This window comes from Erwinia aeris, assembly GCF_041224955.1.
GTDB lineage: Bacteria > Pseudomonadota > Gammaproteobacteria > Enterobacterales > Enterobacteriaceae > Erwinia > Erwinia aeris.
Genome location: NZ_JBGFFX010000006.1, coordinates 114,306 through 140,597 on the forward strand (window position 1 = coordinate 114,306; position 26,292 = coordinate 140,597).

At 50.2% G+C, this 26,292-nt stretch carries 26 protein-coding genes and 1 other annotated feature; of the genes, 13 read left to right on the plus strand and 13 right to left on the minus strand.

The genetic code is table 11. From position 1 onward, the window contains the following. Positions 1 to 55: 55 nt before the first annotated feature. From AB6T85_RS11655 to gnd, 5 genes are all read left to right on the plus strand, one after another. A complete protein-coding gene (locus AB6T85_RS11655) occupies positions 56 to 889 on the plus strand; it encodes an ABC transporter permease (protein ID WP_253460098.1) in 834 nt (277 codons plus the stop codon). Then, entirely contained in the window at positions 879 to 2,216 is a 1,338-nt protein-coding gene (locus AB6T85_RS11660) for an ABC transporter ATP-binding protein (RefSeq protein ID WP_253460101.1), read from the plus strand. Before AB6T85_RS11655 ends, AB6T85_RS11660 begins: the two co-directional genes overlap by 11 nt. Then, complete coding sequence (locus AB6T85_RS11665; protein WP_253460104.1) at positions 2,213 to 3,349, plus strand: GT99 family glycosyltransferase N-terminal domain-containing protein; 1,137 nt, start codon at positions 2,213 to 2,215, stop codon at positions 3,347 to 3,349. The genes AB6T85_RS11660 and AB6T85_RS11665 overlap by 4 nt, the downstream gene beginning before the upstream one ends. After that, entirely contained in the window at positions 3,346 to 5,844 is a 2,499-nt protein-coding gene (locus AB6T85_RS11670; RefSeq protein ID WP_253460107.1) for a glycosyltransferase, read from the plus strand. The genes AB6T85_RS11665 and AB6T85_RS11670 overlap by 4 nt, the downstream gene beginning before the upstream one ends. 269 nt (positions 5,845 to 6,113) lie before the next feature. Beyond that, positions 6,114 to 7,520 (plus strand): NADP-dependent phosphogluconate dehydrogenase, encoded by a 1,407-nt coding sequence (gnd, locus tag AB6T85_RS11675; protein ID WP_253460110.1) that lies wholly within the window; start codon positions 6,114 to 6,116, stop codon positions 7,518 to 7,520. Positions 7,521 to 7,594: 74 nt separating this feature from the next. On the opposite strand, the gene AB6T85_RS11680 is transcribed toward gnd, so the two are convergent. The 10 genes from AB6T85_RS11680 to hisL all read right to left on the minus strand — a co-directional run bounded on the left by AB6T85_RS11680 (position 7,595) and on the right by hisL (position 15,405). After that, a complete protein-coding gene (locus AB6T85_RS11680; RefSeq protein WP_369895635.1) occupies positions 7,595 to 8,074 on the minus strand; it encodes a YbaK/prolyl-tRNA synthetase associated domain-containing protein in 480 nt (159 codons plus the stop codon). A gap of 65 nt (positions 8,075 to 8,139) precedes the next feature. Beyond that, a complete protein-coding gene (hisIE, locus tag AB6T85_RS11685; protein ID WP_253460115.1) occupies positions 8,140 to 8,751 on the minus strand; it encodes a bifunctional phosphoribosyl-AMP cyclohydrolase/phosphoribosyl-ATP diphosphatase HisIE in 612 nt (203 codons plus the stop codon). Further along, positions 8,745 to 9,521: an imidazole glycerol phosphate synthase subunit HisF gene (gene hisF, locus AB6T85_RS11690; protein WP_301251098.1), complete on the minus strand. Its 777-nt coding sequence runs from the start codon at positions 9,519 to 9,521 to the stop codon at positions 8,745 to 8,747. The genes hisIE and hisF overlap by 7 nt, the downstream gene beginning before the upstream one ends. Further along, on the minus strand, positions 9,503 to 10,240 hold the full coding sequence (gene hisA / locus AB6T85_RS11695; protein ID WP_253460121.1) for a 1-(5-phosphoribosyl)-5-[(5-phosphoribosylamino)methylideneamino]imidazole-4-carboxamide isomerase: 738 nt from the start codon (positions 10,238 to 10,240) through the stop codon (positions 9,503 to 9,505). The genes hisF and hisA overlap by 19 nt, the downstream gene beginning before the upstream one ends. Beyond that, positions 10,241 to 10,831, minus strand: a complete 591-nt coding sequence (hisH, locus tag AB6T85_RS11700; protein WP_253460124.1) for an imidazole glycerol phosphate synthase subunit HisH — start codon at positions 10,829 to 10,831, stop codon at positions 10,241 to 10,243. It abuts the gene before it with no gap. Beyond that, a complete protein-coding gene (gene hisB, locus AB6T85_RS11705; protein ID WP_125288106.1) occupies positions 10,831 to 11,898 on the minus strand; it encodes a bifunctional histidinol-phosphatase/imidazoleglycerol-phosphate dehydratase HisB in 1,068 nt (355 codons plus the stop codon). The genes hisH and hisB overlap by 1 nt, the downstream gene beginning before the upstream one ends. Further along, complete coding sequence (gene hisC / locus AB6T85_RS11710) at positions 11,895 to 12,983, minus strand: histidinol-phosphate transaminase (protein WP_301251096.1); 1,089 nt, start codon at positions 12,981 to 12,983, stop codon at positions 11,895 to 11,897. Before hisC ends, hisB begins: the two co-directional genes overlap by 4 nt. Further along, positions 12,980 to 14,275, minus strand: coding sequence for a histidinol dehydrogenase (gene hisD, locus AB6T85_RS11715; protein ID WP_369895720.1), 1,296 nt, complete (start codon positions 14,273 to 14,275; stop codon positions 12,980 to 12,982). The genes hisC and hisD overlap by 4 nt, the downstream gene beginning before the upstream one ends. A gap of 6 nt (positions 14,276 to 14,281) precedes the next feature. Then, positions 14,282 to 15,181, minus strand: coding sequence for an ATP phosphoribosyltransferase (gene hisG / locus AB6T85_RS11720; RefSeq protein ID WP_125288103.1), 900 nt, complete (start codon positions 15,179 to 15,181; stop codon positions 14,282 to 14,284). Positions 15,182 to 15,260: 79 nt separating this feature from the next. Next, positions 15,261 to 15,382, minus strand: a sequence feature (His leader region). Beyond that, positions 15,358 to 15,405, minus strand: a complete 48-nt coding sequence (hisL, locus tag AB6T85_RS11725; protein WP_100396937.1) for a his operon leader peptide — start codon at positions 15,403 to 15,405, stop codon at positions 15,358 to 15,360. It overlaps the preceding feature by 25 nt. Before the next feature lie 176 nt (positions 15,406 to 15,581). On the opposite strand from hisL, the gene AB6T85_RS11730 reads away from it, so the two are divergent. The 8 genes from AB6T85_RS11730 (at position 15,582) to AB6T85_RS11765 (ending at position 23,899) form a co-directional block, all read left to right on the plus strand. Continuing rightward, complete coding sequence (locus AB6T85_RS11730) at positions 15,582 to 16,409, plus strand: SDR family oxidoreductase (RefSeq protein WP_369895637.1); 828 nt, start codon at positions 15,582 to 15,584, stop codon at positions 16,407 to 16,409. A 312-nt stretch (positions 16,410 to 16,721) separates the two neighbouring features. Continuing rightward, the gene (locus AB6T85_RS11735; RefSeq protein ID WP_369895638.1) at positions 16,722 to 17,831 is read left to right on the plus strand and encodes an NAD(P)/FAD-dependent oxidoreductase; all 1,110 of its coding nucleotides are present in this window, start codon (positions 16,722 to 16,724) and stop codon (positions 17,829 to 17,831) included. A 4-nt stretch (positions 17,832 to 17,835) separates the two neighbouring features. After that, positions 17,836 to 18,837, plus strand: coding sequence for a glycosyl transferase family 2 (locus AB6T85_RS11740; RefSeq protein WP_301251090.1), 1,002 nt, complete (start codon positions 17,836 to 17,838; stop codon positions 18,835 to 18,837). 13 nt (positions 18,838 to 18,850) lie between these two features. After that, the gene (locus tag AB6T85_RS11745) at positions 18,851 to 19,630 is read left to right on the plus strand and encodes a Rossmann-fold NAD(P)-binding domain-containing protein (protein ID WP_369895640.1); all 780 of its coding nucleotides are present in this window, start codon (positions 18,851 to 18,853) and stop codon (positions 19,628 to 19,630) included. Next, entirely contained in the window at positions 19,627 to 20,445 is an 819-nt protein-coding gene (locus AB6T85_RS11750) for a sugar phosphate isomerase/epimerase family protein (protein WP_301251088.1), read from the plus strand. The genes AB6T85_RS11745 and AB6T85_RS11750 overlap by 4 nt, the downstream gene beginning before the upstream one ends. Next, positions 20,442 to 20,798, plus strand: coding sequence for a DMT family transporter (locus AB6T85_RS11755; protein WP_369895641.1), 357 nt, complete (start codon positions 20,442 to 20,444; stop codon positions 20,796 to 20,798). Before AB6T85_RS11750 ends, AB6T85_RS11755 begins: the two co-directional genes overlap by 4 nt. 14 nt (positions 20,799 to 20,812) lie before the next feature. Next, on the plus strand, positions 20,813 to 21,616 hold the full coding sequence (locus AB6T85_RS11760) for a glycosyltransferase family 2 protein (protein WP_369895643.1): 804 nt from the start codon (positions 20,813 to 20,815) through the stop codon (positions 21,614 to 21,616). 3 nt (positions 21,617 to 21,619) lie between these two features. After that, entirely contained in the window at positions 21,620 to 23,899 is a 2,280-nt protein-coding gene (locus tag AB6T85_RS11765; protein ID WP_369895644.1) for a hypothetical protein, read from the plus strand. A 177-nt stretch (positions 23,900 to 24,076) separates the two neighbouring features. Here AB6T85_RS11765 and AB6T85_RS11770 read toward each other — a convergent pair whose 3' ends face one another. Genes AB6T85_RS11770 through AB6T85_RS11780 form a run of 3 tightly spaced genes read right to left on the minus strand, consistent with a single transcriptional unit; the run spans position 24,077 to position 26,151 of the window. Continuing rightward, entirely contained in the window at positions 24,077 to 25,354 is a 1,278-nt protein-coding gene (locus tag AB6T85_RS11770; protein WP_369895646.1) for an NAD(P)/FAD-dependent oxidoreductase, read from the minus strand. A gap of 42 nt (positions 25,355 to 25,396) precedes the next feature. Beyond that, a complete protein-coding gene (puuR, locus tag AB6T85_RS11775; protein WP_301251083.1) occupies positions 25,397 to 25,951 on the minus strand; it encodes an HTH-type transcriptional regulator PuuR in 555 nt (184 codons plus the stop codon). Beyond that, a complete protein-coding gene (locus AB6T85_RS11780; RefSeq protein WP_253460152.1) occupies positions 25,948 to 26,151 on the minus strand; it encodes a hypothetical protein in 204 nt (67 codons plus the stop codon). Before AB6T85_RS11780 ends, puuR begins: the two co-directional genes overlap by 4 nt. Between the last annotated feature and the right edge of the window lie 141 nt (positions 26,152 to 26,292).

The window sequence follows — 26,292 nt, forward strand, 5'->3', positions numbered from 1 at the left end:
GTATTAATAATATGTTCAAAAAATTTATTATGGCAGGTTCAGAGAGGGGAGAGAAATGAGCAACCCTCATTTAAAACAGCGTATTTCCGTCAGGGCGATGCTGGCTTCAATTTTTCGTCATAAGCAATTGATTTATCAAATGACCAAGCGAGAAGTTGTCGGCCGTTATAAAGGCTCCAGCATGGGGCTGGCCTGGTCTTTTCTGAATCCTTTATTTATGCTCGCGGTTTATACCTTCGTCTTTTCCGTAGCCTTTAAAGCCCGCTGGTCCGTGGGCGGTGATGAAAGTAAAACGCAATTTGCACTGATACTGTTTGTGGGCATGATTGTGCATGGTCTGTTCGCTGAGGTGGTAAACAAAGCCCCAACAATTATTTTGGGAAATATCAATTACGTCAAAAAAGTTGTTTACCCCCTTGAAACGTTATCCGTTATCAGCCTGCTTTCCGCTATTTTTCATAGCGTAATTAGCCTGTTTGTCCTGATGCTCGCTTTCTTTACTTTTAACGGCTATCTGCACTGGACAAGCGTCTTTCTACCCGCTGTGTTTATACCTTTGATAATTTTTTGTCTTGGCTTATCCTGGATCCTTTCTTCACTAGGTGTTTATATTCGTGATGTAGGGCAAACCACCATGATCATTACTACCATCATGATGTTTCTCTCTCCGGTATTTTTTCCTATCACGGCTATTCCTGAAAAGTTCCGTATCTGGATTATGCTTAATCCGCTCACTTTTATCATTGAGCAAGCACGTGAAGTTCTAATTTGGGGGCATATACCAAACTGGAAAGGATTATTAATCTATACCGGCTGTGCCTCTGTTATTGCCTGGCTCGGCTTTGCTTTCTTCCAGAAAACCAGAAAGGGATTCGCTGATGTCCTCTAATGAATTTGCTGTCCGCATTGAAGGACTGAGTAAGTGCTATCACATCTACGATCGTCCCAGGGATCGCCTGAAACAATTCGTCCTCCCGCACGCGCGCCGCTTCGCAGGGAAAAGTACCCAAAATTATTTTAAAGAGTTTTGGGCCTTGAGGAATGTTTCTTTTACCATTAACCGTGGTGAAACCGTAGGTATTATTGGCCGCAACGGCGCAGGAAAATCGACGCTGTTACAGATGATCTGTGGGACGCTTTCCCCTACGGCGGGGAGCGTAGAAATCAACGGCCGCGTCGCCGCTCTGCTGGAACTGGGCGCAGGATTTAATCCGGAATTTACCGGACGCGAAAATGTCTACCTCAACGCCAGCGTATTAGGCATGAGTAGAAGCGAAACTGACGCTAAGCTTGACGAAATTTTAAGCTTTGCCGATATAGGCAACTTTATCGATCAGCCTGTAAAAACTTACTCCAGCGGCATGTACGTGCGACTTGCTTTTGCCGTGCAGGCCTGTGTGGATCCAGAAATATTGATTGTCGATGAAGCATTGGCGGTAGGCGATATCGGATTCCAATACAAATGCTTCAAACGCATGGAAGCCTTAAAGAAAAAGGGCACAACTATCCTGATGGTGACGCATTCGACTGGCAGTATCCTGGAATATGCCGATCGCTGCATCGTGATGAAAAACGGCGAATTGGTCGCTGACACCACGGATGTTCTGGCTGCCGTGCTTGCCTATGAAAAAGGCATGATCCTTTCGCAAGCCGAAGCGGTAGAAAATGTTAAGCCTCAAAACGAAACTCTTGCTGCCACGGCTTTCAGTGTCCCAGATCTACAGCGGATTCAGCAGACAGGTATTCATCGTGAAGTCGATGAAAAACGCTTCGGTAGCGCTCGCGCTATTATAGAAAAAATGGCCGTCATCAAGTCTGACGGTACGCCTCTGGAAGAGAAGCCAATGGTGAAAGCCGGTGAGGCGCTCACTTTTAACTTCACCCTGTTGGTTGCGGAGGAAATTAAAGAAGCCGTGCTGGGTATTTCTTTGTCCAGAGCGCAGGGGGGAGACGTTTGGGGCGATAATAATATTGCCGCCGGGCAACCTTTTCATCTTAAACCGGGTAAATATTATATTGATTACAAGGTAACTCTGCCTCTCAATGCGGGTGATTATTTAATCCATTGTGGGCTGGCTTCTTTGGATAATGGACAGCGTGAAGAGCTGGATCAGCGTCGCCCGATGCACAAAATAAAATATTGGGCGCCGCGTGAGCAGGGTGGTGTGCTTTACGCCCCGGTCAAGGTTTCCTTTAAAGAGAGTGCCGACAAATGATTGTCGCCTATTTCCCTTCTTTTCCATTCAGGGGGCAGTCTGCCCCTTATTTATGGATATTTTATAAGCTATTGACGACCTATGGCGATCGACTGCATTTTCTGACTGACGATCTTTATCGTAGAGATATCGATATCTGGCGTCAGTATGAACGCTGGGAATTGCTGGACGATTCGCAAACTCGTCAGGGCTATCGGCTGCCTACTCCGGCAGAACTGGCCGCTATGAGCTTCACCCCTTTTAACAGCGACTTTTTTGTCCGAAAGTTGGCCGAGCATAACGGTAATCCGACGCGTGCGTTTTATGATTACCTCACTACAGAAGATGCTACGCTTGAAAAAGATTTCCATGATACGATTTTGTCAATCGGAAAGGTCGAAGTTGTACTAAACTGGTGTAATTGTCCTTCTTTATCCCTGGCTTGTAAAAAGTTGAATATACCAGTAATGAATATGGAGTTAGGGCCGTTAAGACACCCGGAATACATCTCTACGGGCTACCTTGATTTTAGCGGCGTCAATGGCAACACTGAAGCAGCGACTCGCTATGCGGCCGTGGCGAAAGAATGCCGGTTAGACCTGACGCTTGAAGATTTAAGAGATTTTTTTGCCTCTTCGCCGTTGCCCCCGCTGACAAAAGAATACAAATCAGGCATAGTGCTACAGGTCGAAAATGACTCTAATCTTATTGCTTATGCTAATGGTTTCAATAATCAGGTATTGCTCGATTACGCACGCTTAAACTACGACAGCGATTTTATCGTGCGTAGCCATCCGGGCAGCGCTTTCAGATTAAATGACGAACTTTTTAATGTAGACAAATCAGCTACCAGCATTGATTTTATTGCTCGTTGTAAAAAAATAGTGACTATCAATTCCAGTGTAGGTCTTGAAGCGTTGTTAATGGGCGTGCCGGTTGCTGCTTTTGGCGATTCATCTTTTCGATTTATTTTAGAGGCAGAAGATGAAAAGGAACGTATTAACCGCCTTGGGTTTTACCTGTTTGCTTATCTGGTACCCTATTCCCTTATCTTTGATTTAGACTATATACGTTTCAGGCTCGCTAAGCCCGATGAAAAGGCGATTATAAAAAAACATCTTCAATTTTATGAAAGTGCAGGAAATACAAAATGAATGATAACGATAAGGGATCACTGGCATCCGATATCGAAAACGGCGTTAAGGACCGTAAGATAAAGGAATTAACCTCCAGCATCGCTGCGTTGCAGAATACTATAGCCATGCTGGAAGCTAATCGTGTTGAAACCCAGGCTGGCCATATTGCTTCAGCTAATGACCATTCAACGCTGGAAGCGGAAAATCAGACGCTGAAAGAGCAGGTAGCCGCTCTAATAACCCAGTTGGATGAGGTGCAGGCTAGCCACCGCAAAGCGCTGGCACGCAACGAAATTGATCTGTCGAAAACGGTTGACGTCATTGTCCCTGTCTATGCTGGCCTGGAAGAAACCCAGGAGTGTATTGAATCCACGTTGGCTTCAATTCCGGACTGGGCGCAGCTGGTCGTTATTAACGATTGCTCACCGGAGCCGGAGCTGACGGAGTGGTTACGCGCGCGTAGCAGCAATGATGAGTTTATCCTGCTGGAAAACGAAACCAATCTGGGCTTTGTGGCTACAGTCAACCGCGGAATGCAGCTTCACCTGCGTAATGACGTGCTGTTACTCAACAGCGACGTTGAAGTAGCGAACGACTGGCTTGAAAGGATTAAAGATGCCGCTTATAGCAAAGAGCGCGTAGGCAGCATTACGCCGTTTTCAAATAATGCCACTATTTGCAGCTTCCCTAACTTCTGTGAAGATAACGAACTGTTGCTCGGGCTGGACGTTAAGGCATTGGACGACCATTTCTCCAGTTATGGCACCCAGGACAACCTGGTTGAGATCCCAACAGGGATCGGTTTCTGCATGTATATTCGTCGTGACTGTTTAAATCAGGTAGGCTATTTCGATGTCGAAACCTTTGGTCGCGGCTATGGTGAAGAAAATGACTGGTGTCAGCGAGCGGATAAGCTGGGGTGGAAGAATTATCATCAGCTGAACGTATTTGCCTACCATAAAGGCGGCGTCAGTTTTGCTGGCGAGCAAAGCCCACGTAAGATCAAAGCTATGGAGCTTTTGTCCGAACTGCACCCGAATTATACTGCTGACGTTATGTCCTTTATCGCTGCCGATCCGGCTAAAAAAGCTCGTCAACAGATGATGGCGCGTATTATCGCTACCACGCCGGTCCCTAAAGTGCTGCTGGTCAGCCATAAAATGGGCGGCGGCGTAGTTACCCATCTAAATGAGCTTATTGCGCATTACAAGAATAAAGTGCATTTTTTACTGCTGTCGCCAGGTGAAAAAGAGAATACCTATGCACTGGCGCTAACGGCAGAAGGTGCGGCCAACAAAGACCGGATTATTTTCGATCTGGATCAGGGCACAGATAAATTAATAGATTTGCTGACCTTCGTAGGTGTAGGTAATATTCACTATCACCATATTATGGGATTCAGCAAAGAGATCCTGGCGCTGCATGAAAAGCTGAAATGCAGTTATGATATAACGGTACATGACTACTTTTTAATTAACGGCAACCCCACGTTAACCGACCGAAACGGACGCTTCTGCGGCGATGATTTAACCACTATGGATCAGCTCTGCATTGAGCACTATCCAGTGCCAATGTATATGCCGCTAGAAGACTACCGCAAGCATGTCGCCGTCTGGCTACAGGGCGCACAGCGCGTGATTTTTCCATCAATTGATACGCAGGCGCGCTATGCCAACGTATACGATGCGAAAAATTACAATGCGGTCAGCGCGTGGCATATCGACCATCATGTTAAACAGCTTGATGTGCCGGTTAAAGCGCCGCAGCCTTCGCGCAATCTGAATGTCCTCATTATTGGTGCTATCAGCAAAGAGAAGGGCGCTGTTCTTCTGGAAGAAACCGCCGTCGCCCTGAATGGACATCCGGTGAAATTTACCCTGATGGGATATGCTTTCCGTCCGTTACACAGTGCAATTAATACGCTGGGCGGCTATTCAGATGCCGATATCGAAAAAATCATTGAGGAAGTGAAGCCTGACGTGGTCTGGTATCCTGCTCAATGGCCAGAAACCTATAGCTATACGCTTAGCATCGCCCTGGAGAATAGTTTGCCTGTGATCGTGCCTAACATTGGCGCATTCCCGGAGCGGGTTAACGAGCGTCAATATAGCAGAGTCATCCAGTGGGATATGGCGATCCCGGCGCTGAAGGAATTCTTCCTCTCGCTGGCGGCCGATCCGGCACTGCTGAATAATGGTGAAAATAAGCACAATATACTTGATGATAAAGGCATCAAGCTAAATAAAGGATTTTATCAGGCGGAATACCTCAATCCTGAATGGCAGCGCAAAGGGAAACTCGGCATTATCGATTACAAAACGTTGATCAATCATGTTGAGGTTACCAGGGTAATTAGCGATCAGCTCTCGCAAAAAGAGGTCTATCTGGCGAAACTGTGGAAGCTCATTCAGCTTCCTGGCGTTAAAGTTGTTGCGCGGCTAATCCCTTATCGTTTGCAGCGTTATGTGAAACGGCGATTATCAAATCGTGCTATTCACGAGATTGTTAAATAGTGCCTGGGCCCCCGCATCGCGGGGGCTTTTTATTTCAGAGTGTAAATAATGCTGTCGCGGTTACTATTAATGACTGTTTTTTATTCATTGACATGCTTTATATATGGTTATTACTTAAGCATTAATCTGAAAAGAGTAATAGCTGTGATAGCTTTGAATGTTAATTTTGCTATGTACAATAGAATGGATAATCTCTAAGGTAGAGAGACAGTTCAAGCACTAAAACGAGGGCGATGCAAGCCATTGTTTTTACATGACAGGAGTATGTAATGTCCAAGCAACAGATCGGCGTTGTAGGTATGGCGGTAATGGGTCGTAACCTGGCTCTTAACATCGAAAGCCGCGGCTATACCGTATCCATCTTTAACCGCTCTCGCGAAAAGACTGACGAAGTCATCGCCGAGAACGAAGGCAAAAAGCTGGCGCCTTACTACACCATCGAAGAGTTTGTTGAATCCCTTGAGAAACCTCGCCGTATTCTGCTGATGGTGCAGGCAGGCGAAGCGACTGACAAAACTATCGCTTCTCTCACACCACACCTCGATAAAGGCGATATCCTGATCGACGGCGGCAACACTTTCTATAAAGACACCATTCGCCGTAACCGCGAACTGTCTGAGCAGGGCTTCAACTTTATCGGTACCGGCGTTTCCGGTGGTGAAGAGGGCGCACTGAAAGGCCCATCCATCATGCCTGGCGGCCAGAAAGAAGCTTACGAGCTGGTTGCACCTATTCTGGATAAAATTGCCGCGCGCGCCGAAGGCGAAGCCTGTGTTGCCTACATCGGCCCGGACGGCGCTGGTCACTATGTCAAAATGGTGCACAACGGTATCGAATACGGCGACATGCAGCTGATTGCAGAAGCCTACTCGCTGCTGAAAAACGCCCTGAACCTGAGCAACGAAGATCTGGCTAAGACCTTCAGCGAATGGAACGAAGGCGAGCTGAGCAGCTACCTGATCGACATCACCAAAGACATCTTCACCAAGAAAGACGAAGAGGGTAACTACCTGGTTGATGTGATTCTGGATGAAGCGGCCAACAAAGGCACCGGTAAATGGACCAGCCAGAGCTCTCTGGATCTGGGCGAGCCGCTGTCGCTGATCACCGAATCCGTATTCGCACGCTACCTCTCCTCACTGAAAACTCAGCGCGTTGCCGCTTCCAAAGTTCTGAGCGGCCCGACCGTGCAGACCGTTTCCGGCGATAAAGCAGAGTTCGTTGAGAAAGTGCGCCGCGCGCTTTACCTGGGCAAAATCGTTTCCTACGCACAGGGCTTCTCTCAGCTGAAAGCGGCTTCCACCGAAAACAACTGGGATCTGAACTACGGCGAGATTGCTAAAATCTTCCGCGCTGGCTGCATCATCCGCGCACAGTTCCTGCAGAAAATTACCGATGCCTATGCGGATAACGCCGACATTGCTAACCTGCTGCTGGCACCGTACTTCAAGAACATCGCGGACGAATACCAGCAGGCGCTGCGTGACGTTGTGGCCTATGCCGTACAGAACGGTATCCCAACGCCAACCTTCTCCGCCGCTATCGCTTACTACGACAGCTACCGTTCAGCGGTGCTGCCAGCGAACCTGATCCAGGCGCAGCGTGACTACTTCGGCGCGCATACCTACAAGCGTACCGATAAAGAAGGTGTGTTCCACACCGAGTGGCTGGATTAAGTTTCTCCGCAGGCTGAAACAGCATAAAGTAAAACCCCACGCTCTGCGGTGGGGTTTTTTTTTGCCCGTTGCCGCTATGCTTTTAAAATATCAGCCGGGAGCGACGGCGCGATACGCTGATAATCCTGCGCGTTCAGCACCACTGATTTCTCCAGCAGTCCGGCGTTAAACGCAATCTCGCTGTTACGCTCGCACAGCGTAGGATCGACGACGACTTTCAGCTCATCATGAAAGCTGAAGGGCGGGATCGCACCAAACACGCAGCCGGTCAGCCGGTCAACTTCCGCCGGGCTGGCCAGCGAGGCGCGCAGGCCACCGACCGCTTTTGCCACCTTGCTTAAATCGGCCTGCTGGTCGGCAGGTAATACCGCCAGAACATATTGCTTAACGCTGTTGCCTTTGACATGGCACACCAGCGCCTTGGCACCCTGACCAACCGCAGTTCCGCGGATGGCCGCGACCTCTTCACATTTGCCGGTCGGCTCATGCGTCATGATCTTATAACGTGCCTGCTGGCCGTCCAGCAGAGTGATTAACTTGTCAAACGTGCTCATCTTGCTCCCTTAATAAAAAAGGCCGGTTTCCCGACCTTGCTATTTGTTGCTATACCCCGGCTTGGTTACTTATGCCGCTGGCGCAGGTTTTCGATTACCGCACTCAGATTAAGATCCTGATCCTGAAGCAGCACCAGCAGGTGATACACCAGGTCGGAAGCCTCGTTAGTCAGCTCATTGCGATCGTTAACGGTGGCCGCCAGCGCGGTTTCCACGCCTTCTTCACCGACCTTCTGTGCGATGCGCTTGGTGCCGCTGGCGTACAGGCTGGCAGTATAGGAACTGGCCGGATCGGCGTGCTTGCGTTCGGCCAGCAGCTGTTCCAGCTGATACAGGAAAGCCCAGTCGGCGGCGGCAGGCGAGAAGCAGCTGCTGGTGCCGCGATGGCAGGTTGGGCCAACCGGGTTGACCAGCAGCAGCAGCGTATCGTTATCGCAGTCAGGCGTGATGCTGACGACGTTAAGAAAATGCGCCGAGGTTTCGCCCTTGGTCCACAAACGCTGTTTGGTACGCGACCAGAAGGTCACTTTACCGGTCTCCAGCGTTTTCGTCAGCGCTTCCTGATTCATATAGCCGTGCATCAATACTTCGCCGGAGACGGCGTGCTGCACGATAGCCGGCATCATGCCGTCGGTTTTTGCCCAGTCAAGTTGGGCAAGCTGTTGTTCTGTTAACACGCGCGGATCTCCACACCCTGGTCGAGCAGAAAAGCCTTCAGCTCGCCGATATTAATAATTTGCTTATGGAAAACGCTGGCTGCCAGCGCACCATCGACGTTGGCGTCGCGGAAAGCCTCAAGGAAATGCTCCATGGTGCCCGCGCCGCCGGAAGCAATTAATGGCACCTTGCAGACCTCGCGGACTTTTTGCAGCTGGGTCAGATCGTAGCCGTTACGCACGCCGTCCTGATTCATCATATTCAGCACGATTTCGCCCGCGCCGCGCTGCTGTACTTCCTGTACCCAGTCCAGCGTTTCCCAGGTTGTGACCTGGGTACGCGCTTCGTCGCCGGTATACTGATTCACGTGGTATTTGCCGCTTTCGCTGTCGTACCAGGTATCGATACCGACCACGATGCACTGCACGCCAAAGCGATCGGCCAGCCGCGTGATCAGCTCAGGATCGGCCAGCGCCGGTGAGTTAATCGAGATTTTGTCGGCACCGAAAGAGAGGATCTGCGCCGCGTCTTCCGCTGATTTAATACCGCCCGCCACGCAAAAAGGAATATCGATCACTTCCGCTACGCGAGCTACCCAGCTTTTATCCACCACGCGACCGGCCGAAGAGGCGGTAATATCGTAAAATACCAGCTCGTCCGCGCCTTCCTGCGCGTAGCGCTGCGCCAGCGGCACAATATCGCCGATGATCTCATGATTGCGGAACTGCACGCCTTTGACGACCTGGCCGTCGCGCACGTCCAGGCAGGGAATTATCCGTTTTGCCAGCATGTTATCGCCTCCGATACGTTGAATTTACCTTCCAGCAGAGCACGGCCGACAATCACGCCCGCAGCGCCGCAGCCGCGCAGGGCACGAATATCCTCCAGCGAGCCAATGCCGCCGGAAGATTGAAAGGCGATTTGCGGATAGCGGGCCGAGACTTCACGATACAGCGCCACGTTAGAGCCGCCGAGCGTGCCGTCGCGGGAGATATCGGTGCAAAGCACATGTTTCAGGCCATAAGGCCGGAACTGTTCGATAACTTCTTCCAGCGTCACGCCAGCCGCTTCCTGCCAGCCGCTGATCGCCACTTCCTTGCGGTTAGCCGCGTCGATACGCACATCCAGCGCCAGCACGATCGCCTCCGCGCCGTACTGCTTAAACCAGCGCTGCACTTCTTCAGGGTTTTTTACCGCCGTAGAGCCAACCACCACGCGCGTGGCGCCCGCCTCCAGCAGCGCCTCCACATCTTCCCGCGTGCGGATGCCGCCGCCAACCTGCACCGGCACGCCGACGCCCGCCAGCAGGGTTTTCAGCAGCGGGATCTGCCGCGCCGCCGGATCTTTCGCGCCGGTCAGGTCGACCAGATGCAGCACCTGCGCGCCCTGGGCCTCGTATTCCTGCAGGCGCGGCAGGGGATCGCTGCCGTAGTCGCGCTGCTGACCGTAATCGCCCTGATGCAGCCGCACCACTTTTCCTTCAATTAAATCCAATGCGGGAATAATCACTTACATCTCCAGGAAGTTTTTCAGCAGCTGCGCGCCAGCCGCGCCGGAACGTTCCGGATGGAACTGGACGCCGAAGAAGTTATCTTTCTGTACTGCGGCGGTAAAAGGCTCGCCGTAGTTGCACTGCGCGATGGTGCAGGCATTCACCGGCATAGCGTAGCTGTGCACAAAATAGAAGTACGCGCCGTCGGGAATGCCGCGAAACAGATGGTTGCCCGCCTGAGCGGTAATCTGGTTCCAGCCCATATGCGGCAGCGGCAGCCCGCAGTCGTTCATCTGCTCAACCGCTTGATCGATAATCCCCAGCGTGGTGACGCCGTTGCTCTCCTCGCTGTGCGAGCCAAGCAGCTGCATCCCCAGGCAGATCCCCAGCACCGGCTGGGTACAGGCTTTAATCAGCTCGATCAGCTCGCGCTCGCGCAGCTGATCCATCGCCGCCTGCGCCGTACCGACGCCCGGCAGCAGCAGCTTGTCGGCCTGTAGCACGACGTCGGCCTCACGGCTGACCACTGGCTCATAGCCCAGGCGCTGGATCGCCCATTTAACGGAGGAAAGGTTGGCGCAGCCGGTATCCAGGATCACCACGTTCATTACAGCACTCCTTTCGAGCTGGGCAGGGTATTGCCTTCCACGCGGATCGCCTGGCGCAGCGTGCGGCCAAAGGCTTTAAACAGGCTCTCCACGCGGTGGTGATCGTTCTTGCCTTTGGTTTTCAGGTGCAGCGTGCTGGCCATGGTATAGGAAAGCGAGCGGAAGAAGTGTTCCACCATCTCGGTGCTGAGATCGCCCACGCGCTGATAGCTGAACTCGGCTTTATATTCCAGGTGCGGACGGCCGGAGATATCGAGCGCGCAGCGCGCCAGGCACTCGTCCATCGGCAGCACAAAGCCGAAGCGGCCGATGCCGCGCTTGTCGCCCAGCGCTTTCAGCAGCGCCTCGCCCAGCGCCAGGCCGGTGTCTTCCACCGTGTGGTGATCGTCGATATAGAGATCGCCTTTCACCTCAATATTCATGCGGAAGCCGCCGTGGGTGGCGATCTGATCCAGCATATGGTCAAAGAAGCCCACGCCGGTATTGAACTGGCTGTTGCCTTCGCGATCCAGCCAGACCTCTACTTTAATCTGTGTCTCTTTGGTGTTGCGGTTCACCAGCGCGTGACGATCGCGTTTGGTCAGCTGCTGCCCAATACCCTGCCAGTTAAGGCCTTCCTTAGAGTAGTGCAGCCCCTGAATGCCCATATTACTTGCCAGCTGCAGGTCGGTGGTGCGATCGCCGATAACATAGCTGTTAGCGGTATCCAGCACGCCTTCCGCCAGCCATGCCGTGACCAGTTTGGTTTTCGGTTTACGGCAGTCGCAGCCGTCTTCCGGCAGATGCGGACAGATCAGCACGTCATCAAAGCGGATGCCCTGCGAGCTTAAAACCTGCATCATCAGCTGGTGCGGGCCGTCAAAATCCGCCTGCGGGAAGCTGGCGGTACCCAGCCCGTCCTGATTGGTGATCATCACCAGTCGATAACCGGCATTTTGCAGCGCCAGCAGGGCAGGGATCACGTCCGGCTCAAAGGCCAGCTTCTCCATACGGTCAACCTGATAATCTTCCGGCGGTTCGGCGATAATCGTTCCGTCGCGATCGATAAAAAGAACTTTCTGGCTCATGCTTGCTCCATGGATGCGGACGCGCCGGATAACTTTTGCAGCGCGGAGATAACGCGGTCACACTCTTCAGCCGTGCCGACGGAGATGCGCAGGCAGCCCGCCAGTCCCGGCTGTTTGTTCTGGTCACGCAGAATAATGCCCTGATCCCACAAGGTTTTAAAGACCAGCGCGGAGTCAGTGAAGCGGGCCAGCACGTAGTTGGTCTCGCTGGGGAATACTTTTTCCACGCAGCGGCAGTCGCGCAGATCGCTAATCAGCTTGTCACGCGTCGCCAGCAGCTCGCCAACGTGCTCCTTCATCAGGGCGACACCCTGTTCGCTCAGCGCCTGGGCAGCGATATCGGCTACCGGCGTGGAAAGCGGGTAAGGCGCGATAACTTTTAATAGCAGCGCAATAACTTCGGCGTTGGCCAGCGTAAAGCCGCAGCGCAGTCCGGCCAGCGCAAACGCCTTGGAGAGCGTACGCAGGATCACCAGGTGCGGATATTCCTTCAGCCAGCCGGTCAGCGTCGCCGTCGGGCAGAACTCTATATAGGCTTCGTCTGCTATCACCAGCGCCTTGCCGCGCGTCATCTCCAGCAGCTGGCGGATGGCCTCCGGCTTCACCAGGTTGCCGGTAGGATTGTTCGGGCTGCACACGTAGACCAGCTTCACGCCGTCAAGTTTTTCAGCAATGGCGGACAGGTTAAGCTGCCAGCCCTCCTGCGCGGGCACGGTGCGGTATTCCACGCCCAGCGTTTCGGCGCTGACGCTGTACATGCCGTAGGTCGGCGGGCAGAACAGCACGGCGTCTTTGCCCGGCTCGCAAAATGCGCGCATCAGCAGCTCGATGCCTTCGTCCGCGCCACGGCTGACCAGCACCTGCTCCGGCGACAAACCCGCATAGGCCGCATAGCGCTCAATTACGGCTTTCGGCTGGCACTCGGGATAGCGGTTCAGCGTCTGCTGGCGGAGGTCGAACGGCACCGCCAGCGGATACTCATTGGCGTTGAGCCAGACATCGCCGCTGCCGCCAAGACGACGAGCGGACTGATAGGGCGTCAGCTGGCGCACGTTGGCGCGGGCGAGATCTTCAATCTTGCTCATTGCTTCTCCTTCAGCGCGGCAACGCGCAGCGTCACGGCGTTTTTGTGGGCGGTCAGCTGCTCGGCGGCGGCCAGGGTTTCAATGGTCGGCGCCAGATTTAAAAAGCCCTGCGGCGTCAGCTCCTGCACCGTCATCCGCTTCTGGAAATCGGCCAGACCCAGGCTCGAACAGGTCGCCGTAAAGCCATAGGTCGGCAGCACGTGATTGGTGCCGGAGGCGTAATCGCCGGCGGATTCCGGCGACCAGTCGCCCAGAAACACGGAACCGGCGCTGGTGATGTCTGCAACCAGATCGCGCGCCTGGCGCGTCTGGATAATCAGGTGTTCCGGCCCGTAGCGGTTGCTGATTTCAACGCACTGCGCCAAATCTTTCGCCACGATCAGGCGGCTGGCGGCCAGCGCCTGACGAGCCGTTTCGGCGCGCGGCAGGCTGGCCAGCTGCTTTTCTACCGCGTCGGCGACCGCTTCGGCCATCTGGCGATCGGGCGTCAGCAGGATCACCTGCGAATCGGGGCCGTGCTCCGCCTGAGAAAGCAGATCGGAGGCGACAAAATCCGGCGTGGCTGCACCATCCGCAATCACCAGCACCTCGGAAGGGCCGGCAGGCATGTCGATCGCCGCGCCGTCAAGACGCTGGCTGACCTGACGTTTCGCTTCGGTCACCCAGGCGTTGCCCGGCCCGAAAATTTTATCGACCTTCGGCACGGATGCGGTGCCCAGCGCCATGGCGGCGATAGCCTGCGCGCCGCCGACCTGAAACACCTCCTGCACGCCACACAGCTTAGCGGCATATAAAATCTCATCGGCGATCGGCGGCGGCGAGCAGAGCACCACGCGCTTGCAGCCGGCAATGCGGGCGGGAGTCGCCAGCATCAGCACGGTAGAGAAGAGCGGGGCGGAGCCGCCGGGAATATACAGGCCGACGGACGCCACGGGGCGGGTGATCTGCTGACAGCGCACGCCGGGCTGGGTTTCGATATCCACCTCCGGCAGCTGTTGCGCCTGGTGAAATTTATCGATATTGGCCACCGCCACCGCCATCGCCTGTTTGACCTCATCGCCAAGCCGCGCCGACGCCGCATCTATCTCTTCGTGGGTAACGCGCAGCGCGCCCACTTCAGTCTTGTCAAAAGCGGCGCTGTAGTAGCGCAACGCCTCATCGCCTTCCGCTTTTACCTTTTCCAGGATAGCGCGCACGCTGGCGGTAATGTTTTCAGAAGCGGAGATAGCCGGACGAGTCAGCAGCACCTGCTGTTCTTCGGCGCTGCACGCCTGCCAGTCAATCGGGGTCATCATCGCTTACTCCATCATCTTCTCAATAGGCAGCACAAGGATGGAGCTGGCGCCCAGCGCTTTCAGTTTCTCCATCGTTTCCCAGAACAGCGTTTCGCTGCTCACCATGTGCATGGCGACGCGGCTCTTGTCGCCCGCCAGCGGCAGAACGGTTGGACGCTCCGCGCCCGGCAGCAGAGCGATGATATCTTCCAGACGCTCGCTCGGCGCGTGCAGCATGATGTACTTGGATTCACGTGCCTGGATGACACCCTGAATGCGGGTCATCAGCTTGTCGATTAGCTCCTGCTTGGCGGCGGGCATTTCGCCGTCGCGCTGGATCAGACAGGCTTTAGAGCGGTAAATAACTTCGACTTCGCGCAGGCCGTTGGCTTCCAGCGTCGCGCCGGTGGAAACCAGGTCGCAAATGGCGTCGGCCAGGCCGGCGCGAGGTGCCACTTCGACGGAGCCGTTCAGCAGGCAGGATTTAAAAGCGACGCCCTGTTTGTCGAGATACTTTTTCAGCAGGTGAGGATAAGAGGTGGCGATACGGGCATTTTGCAAACACTGCGGGCCGGTATATTCATCATCAACCGACATCGCCAGCGACAGGCGGCAGCCGCCGAAATCAAGACGGCGCAGCAGGGCATAACGAGGATCCTCGCCCTGCGCGCGGCGGGTCAGCAGCTCTTCTTCCAGCACGTTTTCGCCGATAATGCCCAGGTCCACGACGCCATCCATCACCAGCCCCGGAATATCGTCATCACGCACGCGCAGGATGTCGATCGGCATGTTCTCGGCAAAGGCGATCAGACGCTGCTGCTGCAGGTTGATTTTGATGCCGCAGCGGGCCAGCAGCTCGCGTGATTCATCGCTTAAACGGCCTGATTTCTGCATAGCTATGCGTAAACGTTTGTTATCTAACATCGGTGCTTATCCTCTTTTCCTGTCTGCTCGATTTAACCGGCCAGCGTTGTTCATCCTTTCAGGCCCGGGCCTGCGCCCATAAAAAAAGCCCCCGGAAGGCGATCTTCCGGGGGCTTTTTTTGCGTTCTGCACCGCTGGAAGATCTGAATGTCTCCCAGCACACATCGCCTGAAAGACTAGTCAGGATGATGGTGATGATGGTGGTTGAACTGAACGCGTGTCATAGTCTTCTCAAATAGGGGTGAATGATTATTCATTTCGTGACCAATAACCTAACTCAGGACAAATGTCGGGCGCAACACTTTTTTATCATTGATGACAGATAAAAAGGCTTAACCGATTGTTGTTGACGAAAGGCTGGCGTAGTTTTAGGGCATGGTTGAGAAAGCAGGGAACAAAGATGAAAAAAGTGGCGATTGTAGGACTGGGCTGGCTGGGTATGCCGCTGGGGCTGGCGATGACGGCGCGAGGCTGGCAGGTCACCGGCAGCAAAACCACGGCTGATGGCGTGGAGGCGGCGCGCATGTGCGGGCTGGAAAGCGTGCTGCTGACGCTGACGCCGGAACTGGAGTGCGATCCCGACGATCTTGACGCGCTGCTGGACGTGGAGGCGTTGGTCATCACCTTACCTGCCAGCCGCACGGCGGAGGGCGGCGAAAATTATCTGCTGGCGGTTCAGCAAATCGTGGACAGCGCGCTGGCGGCAAACGTGCCGCGCATTGTTTTTACCAGTTCCACCTCTGTTTACGGCAGTGGAAACGGCGAGATGAATGAAGACAGCCCGCTTGAGCCGGTTACGGTAGCGGGTAAGACGCTGAAAGAGCTGGAAACCTGGCTACATAATCTGCCGGGCACCTCGGTAGATATTCTGCGGCTGTCCGGCCTGGTGGGGCCGCAGCGGCATCCGGGCCGCTTCCTGGCGGGTAAAACCGATTTAGGCGACGGTTCACACGGCGTTAATCTGGTGCACCTGGAAGATGTGGTTGCCGCTATTATCCTGCTGCTGGAAAACGGCGAAGGTGGAAGAACTTATAACCTGAGCGCGCCGCATCATCCTGCCCGCAAAGATTTTTATCCGGCGGTTGCCCGTCAGCTGGGGCTGACGCCGCCGACATTTCTTGCAGAAGCAAACGCCGCCACGGGCAAGATTATCAACGGCGAGCGTATCTGCAAGGAGCTGGGTTTCAGCTACCGCTATCCCGATCCATTGAAAATGCCGTTACGGTAAATCACGCATAATGATAACCAGTTTGGAATACCTGTTTCTGATGAAGGATATCAGAAGTAATGTTGACAGGCTGTTATATTGCGTCCTGGATTAAGGTTACCAGAGACATTTTCATTAAAGGGAATGTCTCGGTATGGAAACTCTGATAAAATTGTATCTAAAAGGGCGAAATCATGGATAAGCCCTAATCCACCCACACCGTTTTCTCCCCTGGATTGATTTAATTAAAAATAATGGTTACAAAAAGCTCATTCTTGTTGCAATATATTTAAACTTTTTTTGCGGGTTGAATCAGAAATGATTAAAAGCAGAATGAACAACATAGTTGTAGTCGGCGGCGGTTTTTTTGGTTTGTATCTGGCCGAGCAACTTGCGTTAAAAGGTAATGATGTCACAATTTTTGAGAAGTCTCCCCTGCTGATGTCACGGGCTTCCTATGTTAATCAGGCGCGCGTCCACAACGGTTACCACTATCCGCGAAGTATTCTTACAGCATTGCGCTCGCGTGTTTCCTTTCCTCGTTTTGTCAGCGAATTTCAGGATTGTATTGAAAGTGATTTTCAAAAATACTACCTCATTTCAGGCCACTTGGGTAAAGTCACGGCCGATCAGTTCAAACGTTTTTGCGGCCGGATAGGTGCCGATTGTGAAGAAGCACCTGCGAAAGTGAAGCAATTAGTCAACCCTGCAATGATTGACGCTGTATTCACGACTACAGAGTTTGCGTTCGATTCACATAAGCTACGTACGATCATGCTAGAGCGTTTACAGGTGGCTAATGTCAAAATCATGCTTAACACTGATGTTACACAGGTGATGCCGGCAGGTAATGGTCTGTCCGTTCAGGTAAACTCAGCGGGGTCCGTCGATGAAGTTTTCGCTGATCATGTATTCAATTGCACTTACTCACGTATCAATTATTTATTAGAATCATCGGGTATTGAGCTCATTCCTTTGAAACATGAGATGACGGAGATGTGCCTTGTGGAAGTACCTGATCATCTTAAAAAAATAGGCATAACGGTGATGTGCGGCCCCTTTTTCTCGGTAATGCCGTTTCCTTCAACAGCCTGGCACTCGTTTAGCCACGTGCGCTACACACCGCATTATCAGTGGTCAGATGCGCTTGGGGAAGATTACCAGGACTCACAGAAACGATATGACGAAGATGAACGTCACAGTGCCTGGCGTTATATGATTGCTGATGCGCAACGCTACATTCCGTCATTGAGTGAATGCCAATATCAAAAGTCCATATGGGAAGTGAAAACTATTTTACCGCGCAGTGATTCTGATGATTCAAGACCCATATTGTTTAAGCCGAATCATGGATTACGGGGATTACATTGTATCATGGGTGGCAAAATAGATAACATATACGACGCTCTTCAGGAAGTAGAGCGCGTCATTGAACTGAGTTGATATTATGAAAAGCGAATCTTTCGTTTCCGTTGTTGTCGTGGTTCAGTCGCGGCTCCAGGAAATAAATGAACAACTGTTCAGGTTGCATATGCTCCTCGATAAAAACTATACAGATTACGAAATGGTTATTATCGCGTCAGGGGTATCTTCAACGAACGCACAGGATGAAGACAATCTTTTGCGAGTTATTCCGAGTATGAGAATTATTCATCTTTCAGCTGCTGTAGATGTAGATGTGGCGCTGGCGGCTGGCCTTGAAAATGCTATTGGTGATTTTGTTGTTCTCTGGAACCCCTGTTCCGATCCGGTTGAAGTCATTCCTCAACTTGTTACGCAATGTCGACAAGGGCATGATGTGGTCATTGGCGTTACCAATAGCACAAAATCCTTTTCTTATCGCCTGTTACGCAAACTAATTAATGGGGCTCTGCGTGCTATTGAATATGAACTTCCGACTAACTCTACTGGGCTACGCTGCCTGAGTCGTAGGGCTGTTAATGCTGTAACGCGCATTGGACGTTTCCATCATCAATTTTATTTACGTATACAAAAAACGGGATATCCGGCGGGCGCTTTTCCATATACACCCATAATGGAAGCGGAAGGACTGGGAATGCTAAAGTCAGTAAGACGTCTGTTACGCTTGATGGTATTCAATTCACCCAGGCCTTTACGTTGGATGTCCGCAGTAGGTTTTTGCGGCAGCCTGGCAGCATTTGTTTTTGCTGGCTATAGCGTTCTGATCCATTTGATTAACGGTCATGTAGTTGAAGGATGGACTACAATTGTACTTTTTATGTCCCTTCTTTTCACATTGCAGTTTATCATGATGGCCTTTTTTGGCGAATATTTGGGAAGGTTACTGGATGAAAGTAGCGTACAGTCTGAATATGCTGTTGTTTATGAAAGAAATAGCGAAGTTATGTTAAATACTGACAGGGTGAATGTACTTAGCGAATCACTTTCATCAGGTAATAATTCGGTGCAAACCGGGCGTAATAAATAGTTCAAGGTGATATATGGATGCTTTAATTGGATATTCGGGTTTCGTTGGCTCAACGCTTTTAAAACAAAGGAGTTTTTCTTTCCTCTATCGCTCAATAAATATTGATGAAATTTGTGGCAAGGAGTTTGATGTCGTAGTATGTGCAGGGGCACCAGCGCAAAAATGGCTGGCTAATCAACATCCACAGGATGATTTAGACAAAATAAACTCTTTAATCGATAAGCTAAGTAAAATCAAATGCCGAAAATTCATCCTGATTAGTACAGTGGATGTCTTTAAAAAGCCGATAGGTGTTGATGAAAACAGTAAGGTTCAGGAAGAGGGGTTGCACCCTTATGGCTTACATCGACGCTATCTGGAAAAATTTGTTGAGTCACATTTCGAAGGGGCTTTAATTGTTCGCTTACCAGGTTTGGTTGGGCCGGGGTTACGTAAAAATATTATTTATGATTTCCATAACAACAATAATATCACACAAATTGAAAGTCGGGGCGTTTTTCAATTCTATCCCATGATTAATCTCTGGTACGATATCGATATAGCTGTTAAAAACAATCTTAAATTGTTGCATTTGAGCGCTGAGCCTGTTTCTGTTGCTGAGGTGGCTAAAGAGGCATTCAATCTCGATTTTAAAAATCATATTACTGAAAGCCCTGGCCACTATGATATGAAAAGCCTTCACTCGGCACTGTTTTCAGGCGGCAGCGCGTATCAATACAGTAAGCGTGAAACTCTGATGGCAATACGAGCTTATGCTCAGTCCGAATTAAAAAGAAATGGCGTTGACTCATGAAAATATCCATATCAAATATCGCCTGGGATAAAGAAGAAGATGCCGCAGTTGCTTCACTGCTGAATAAGTATGGCGTCAACGCTATTGATATTGCGCCAGGGAAATATTTCCCAGATATTCTTACCACCAGTCATGAGCAGATTGAATTGGTAAAAAGCTGGTGGTCACAGCGCGGTATTACTATCACAGGAATGCAATCTTTGTTGTTTGGCACACAAGGATTTAATATTTTCGACGATGAAGACACTCGTCAGAAAATGCTTGCCCATCTTACAGCCATTTGCCGTATAGCTGCAGGAACAGGCGCAACAAAGCTGGTTTTTGGCTCCCCTAAGAACAGGGACAGGAAACAGCTATCCGATGCTCAGGTAGAGAAGATAGCGGTAAGTTTTTTTCGCGAACTCGGTAATATTGCTCAATATTTTGGCGTGGTAATTTGCCTTGAGCCTAACCCTACACATTATGGTGCCAATTTCATGACTACGGCTTTAGAAACAGCATGCGTTGTGAAAGCAGTTAACCATGCTCACATTCGTATGCAGCTTGATACAGGCGCAATATCTTTAAATAAAGAAAAAATATCTACGTTGTTAAAGGAATACCAAGCCTTGATTGGTCATATTCATATCAGTGAGCCTAATCTTGTCCCGCCAACCGCAAAGAATGGAATGCATGAAATTTTAAGCAGCCAGCTCAAAAAAAACCTTCCAGAAATGTACGTGACCATTGAGATGTTGACTGACAAAAAAAATCGCCTGAATACTATTGAGCAAACTTTGAAGTTTATTTCCGCGCAATATGGTGAAATGCAATGAAATGGTTAGTCCTGCTCTTAGGAATTGCAGCAAACAGTTCAGCGAGTGTTTTGATCAAAATGGCGATGATGCCGCCAAGAAAGTTTCCATCTTTAAGCGAGCCGTTATCGGCTTTATATAACTGGCCATTTTGGCTGGGATTAATACTTTACGGGCTGGCTTTTGTTCTTTATGCCGCAGCGTTAGCTTTTTTACCACTGAATGTTGCTCACCCAATTTTGACATCCGGAGCAGTAGCTTGCGTTGCTTTACTTTCTTTCATTATATTTCGTGAACCTTTCTACTGGACAACCGCTCTTGGTATCGCCCTGGTGATGGCTGGCGTCGTCCTGATTACAGCTAAAGTTAAATAGGAATTTTAAAGGCTATGTCAAATCTTCAAGCTCGCACAGAATGGCAAGTTCCTGCTTATAAAATATCATTGTGGGAAGGTAAAAATCATCCCTGGTGTGTGGTTATACCTGTTATTAATGAAGGTGAGCGTATTACTAGTCTATTAAGTCGAATGGCTGAAATAAACGTGAGTTCTTACGCTGACATCATTATTATTGACGGTGGCAGCCAGGATGGCTCCTTAGCTTTGGATAAATTAAAAAAATACCGGGTTAGTGGTCTGTTAGTTAAGACAGGGAATGGTAAATTGAGTGCTCAATTACGCTGCGCTTATTCTTTTTGTCTGGATCAAGGTTATAAGGGTATTGTTACTATAGATGGTAATGATAAAGACGATCCTGAAGCTATTCCACGCTTTATTTCTGCTTTGGAAAAGGGGGTAGATTTCGTTCAAGCTTCTCGTTTTATTAGCGGCGGCGTGGCGGAGAATACGCCTAAATCTCGACATTTTGCTATTCGCTTAATCCATGCCCCTTTACTAAGCCTGTCTTCAGGCTTCAGATGGACTGACACAACTCAGGGATTCCGTGCATACAGTAGCAAAATGTTGGCCGATCCGCGTATAGCACCGTTTCGTGATGTTTTTATGAGTTATGAACTTCTTGCCTATCTGTCTTATCGTGCTCCTAAGTTAGGTTATAAGTGTACTGAAATGGCAACTGTCAGGAGATATCCGAAGGGTGAGGTGCCCACTAAAATTAGCAGCTTTCGCGGCAATTATGCGGTTTTGAAAACGCTGTTTGATGCATGCCTGGGTAAATTTAATCCAAAGGACTGAGCTGTGTTGATAAAAAGTACTATGAGCTCAATAAAAACCACTAACGCAAAGCTTTTTGCGGTTGTTTTTTGTCTCCTTTTCGCATATCTACATTCTAACCCTATGAATGGGAATTCTATTCGCGGTGTTGAACAGTGGATTAATATGACAAATTCCATGTTTTATGGGAATAAGGATTTCTTATTTAGCTATGGGCCACTTTATTGGCTGACCGGAGGCACTGTCACGCAATATAGTGAACTAACCTATTGGCTCTCGCTAACATTTATGAGCCTCGTAGCAGCAACGTTTTGGTTTCTCCTTATCAAGTTGACTAAAAGCATTCACGCATGGTGTGCTTTTATTATTGTTTTTTTTCTATATCTTAATAATCTGATGTTCCCTTCTGTTTTTTTGTTATGGCCTTTTTTATTGGTCGTGCTTTTTGAAAATCATAAGGGTGTAAAACGTCAGGGCATGGCTTTACCATACTCTCTGAAAATAATAATATTTTTAGGGCTGGTAACAGGTGCTTTCTTTTACGTGCGATTTCTTTATGGAATGGTGGCTGCAGCGACTTTTGGTAGTTATTTTTTGTATAAATCTATTCAATATAAAAAACCAGGGGTGATTTTTTACTTTGTTATCGCTTTGTTTTTAGCTTACATAGCGGTAGGTTTAGCTATATTTCATGATTTAGTTAGCATGAAAGATTATATCACTATCAATTCGCAATTGAATTTTGGTAATGCGGTTGATATGACGTATGATAATGTCCTGCCAATTGGGATTTATATTGCATTTATTATTATTTTTTTTGCAATGAATTTGTTTTTAATTTCACATTATCCTGCGTTGATTCTAACATTTAATGGTTTAATGATTATATTTATCAAACTAGGCTTTGGAAGGGCTGATCATTATCTTAATTATTTTATTATACCAATTTCAGTTATCGCTATGATAACTTGCTTTAATAGCAGAAAAAGATGGTTTGGAGTGTTTGTGACAGTCTTGGGTTCCTTGGTTTTTATCTCATTTGTTCCTGTGGTTGCAGGGTTTTCTATAGCTAAACCTTTTTATAAACATGAGGATTTCAGTAAAAGCCCTGAACAAAGAATTGCTGAAAAATATAAAAACTATCTGCTTCCTGAAAGTATTCTTGCTATTATCGGTAAGGCCAGTGTTGATGTTTATCCTTATAATAATGAATTTGTTTTTGCAAACCATCTTAACTATAAAAATCGACCGCTCTTTCAAAATTATATGACGTTGACGCCAATACTGGATAAAATGAATCAACATTATTTTGAAAGTAATAATCGGCCAGAGTTTGTTATATGGCATGCGGGGCAAAACTGTTTTAATGAAACATGCAATAGTTTTGAAGGATTTGACGGGAAATATGCATTAAATGAAGATCCTTTAACCACGAACGCTATCATGTTAAATTATCATGTTGTGCAGCACTTTATAGACAAGAATAATAAACCTGTGATGTTACTACAGGCGAATAAAGGCCTTGTCCATTATCAACCAAACATTTCCTTCTCAGGTAATGAAAAATTTGATCGCTGGATTGATGTTCCTAATTCTGTTCACGGAATAGTAAAAATAATCCCACGTTTTAAATTAACAAATTATGCTAAAATGAAAAACCTGATGTTTCGTGGTGATGTTCTTTATGTGCATTACTTACTCTATTCTGGAGAGGAAAAAAAGTTCAGGTTGAATATTCTCAACGCTGGCAGTGGGGTTTTGGCTTCACCATTATTAAACTCTTTCCCCTATGTAGGGGATAAAGTAAAAAAAATTAAGTTTACTGCCACTTCATCAAATTACTTCTATCCTGAGTTTAAATATAGTTGGGAGAATCTTTCTTTAGAGAATATGGATATTCATTCTTCTTATCCTGGTGAGATTATTTCTTCACCGGATTACGAAGGTGAGAGGACATCAGCCAGCTGTGAAGGGTATCTCGAAAGTGTTAAATTTTCTGCGCAAAACAATCAGCGTCAGGTTTCTATTGTAGGGTGGAGTAAAGTTCCTTTAGCTGAAGACACTGCCCCCGACGACATTTTTGTGCATAATGTTGACGAGAAGGGTAAAGAATATTTTGTCAGAACACGGATCGTGGCGCGTGAAGATGTAGCCAGCCACTTTAAAAACAATAAGTTACGCCTTACAGGCTTTGAGGTTCAATATGAGCTTCCTGAAGTTACAGGGGAAAACGCTTTAGGTCTGGCTGTGTTGCAAGGACATAAATTTTATACTTGTAAGAATCTGAGCTATCGCTATCGATAAAAGATTATACTCTTGAGAGTAGCGTCATTTTACCGCCCCGAGAATGTTATGAATCACTTTCAGCGGGCGGTTTCTATTAAGTACGCTGGAAAATAAGCAAATCAATCCGGGAATAATTAAAAGTTTAAGGGTAAATTTTCTATCCTGTTCGATCTTTTGCTTGATACGAACTTTCACTTAAACCCCCAATCGGTCCCTCAACGCATACCAGGCGGCGCCCAGCGCCGTCAGAGGCGTGCGCAGACGGCGACCGCCCGGGAAAGGCAGATGCGGCAGGCGGGCGAACGCATCGAAGCGTTTTGGCTCGCCCTGCAACGCTTCACAAACCAGTTTGCCTGCCAGATGCGTCCAGGTCACGCCGTGCCCGCTGTCGCCCTGCATATAGTAAACGCCGTTTTCCAGCCTGCCGATCTGCGGCATACGGGACAGCGTCAGCAAAAAGTTCCCGCTCCAGGCATAATCAAATTTTATTCCTTCCAGCTGTGGAAAGGTCTTTAGCAGTCTGGGCCGGATCAGCTCGTGGATGTTGCCCGGCTCGCGCGCGCCATAGCTCACGCCGCCGCCATACAGCAGGCGGTTGTCGGCCGTCAGGCGATAGTAATCCAACAGATAGTTACGGTCTTCTACACAGTAGTTGTCCGGCAGCAGCGCCAGCGCCTTATCGCGTGAGAGCGGTTCCGTGACGACGATCTGCGAGCTACAGGGCAGGCTCTTGCTCGCCAGTCTGGGTTCCAGCTGCGGCGCCAGATAGGCATTACCGGCAAAAATAACGTATTTAGCCAATACGCTACCCTGAGCCGTCCTGACGCGATGCGGCGTGCCGTAGGTCACGGCGGTCGCCTCTGACTCTTCATAAATCCTGCCGCCGTGACGGCGAATCGCCTCCGCTTCGCCCAGCGCAAGATTCAGAGGATGCAGATGACCGCCGCTGCGATCCAGCAGGCCGCCGACATAGCGTTCGCTGGCGATTTTACGCCGGATGCCCAGCTCGTCCAGCAGCTCCAGCTGATGATTACCATAGTGCTGCCAGCGTTGGTGCTGCTGCTTTAAGTGGCTGAACTGACGGCTGTTCAGCGCGGCAAAAACGCCGCCGGGCCGGTAGTCACAGCTAATGGCGTAGCGATCGATACGGTCGCGGATCGCCGCAGCGCCTTCAAACATCATGCTGCCCAGCAGCCGTGCGCTTTCTTTGCCGTAGCGGCGCTCAATAACGTCAATATCACGGCTGTAGGAGTTAACCACCTGCCCGCCGTTGCGGCCGCTGGCGCCAAAGCCAACCCTGGCCGCTTCCAGCACCACTACGTCATAACCCGCTTCGGTAAGGTAGAGCGCCGAGGAAAGGCCGGTAAAACCGCCGCCGATGATGCAGACGTCGCAGAGAATATCATCCGCGAGCCGTGGCCAACGGTCATGAGGATTGGCCGTAGCGGCGTAATAGCTCTGCACATGTTCCATAGCTTTCTCCAACAAAAAGCGCGATGCGGTGTCAACTGGCGATCAAAAGGTGGTTGGGGTATGCGCGCTGACGATCCGGCAGGGCTGCGCAGAGGTGTTATTAAAGCTGTGGGGATGGCCGGTATCGATAACGTAGCTTTGGCCAGCCCGAAGCTGATAGCGCTGGCCGTCGACGGTTAAGGTGATTTCGCCTTCCAGCAGCGTACCGATTTCTTCGCCCTGATGACGAATTTTTTCGGTTGTCGCGCCGGGTTCATAGGTTTCTAACATCATCGCCAGCGTCCGCTCGGGGCTGCCGTTATGGATCAACCGCAGCGATACCCCCTGGCTGCCAATATCAATCAGCTCATTTGCCTCTATTACCACCTTCGGCCTGGCAGGCTGGACCGGCTCGGAAAAGAATTCGGAAAGGGAGAGGCCATAAACTTTTAACAGCTTCTGTAATGTACCGACGGCGGGACTGACCTTGTCCTGCTCGATAGTGCTGATGGCGCTGTGCGTCAGGCCGGAAAGCTCGGCCACGCGCCGCTGCGACAGGCCCTGCTGCTGGCGGATTTCAGCCAGGCGGCGGCCGGGGGCCAGAGAAATATCGCTCATCGACGGGTTTCCTTTTGCTGCCGAAAAAACGCACGTAAAGGCGTTAATAAATAGTCTTCCTTAAGGTCAAAGCCAGCATACCCGGTTGGGTTTTGCCATGCCGGGCAGGCATCGGGAAGCGCCGTCGTCAGGGCCTGTTTGCTGAGGCTTGCCTGATACATTATTACGTCAATCAAGGGGTTGTTCGAAATAATGCCCATCCCAACTCTCCGTCCGGTTTTAGTGAGCGCGGAAAGGCAGGACGGATCCGTGCCTTATCCAGCCAATCTGGCACTCTGCAAGGCAATATGCAAAAGATTTTGCCTGGAAAATAAACTCTGTCATAACATTTGCCGCGCTGA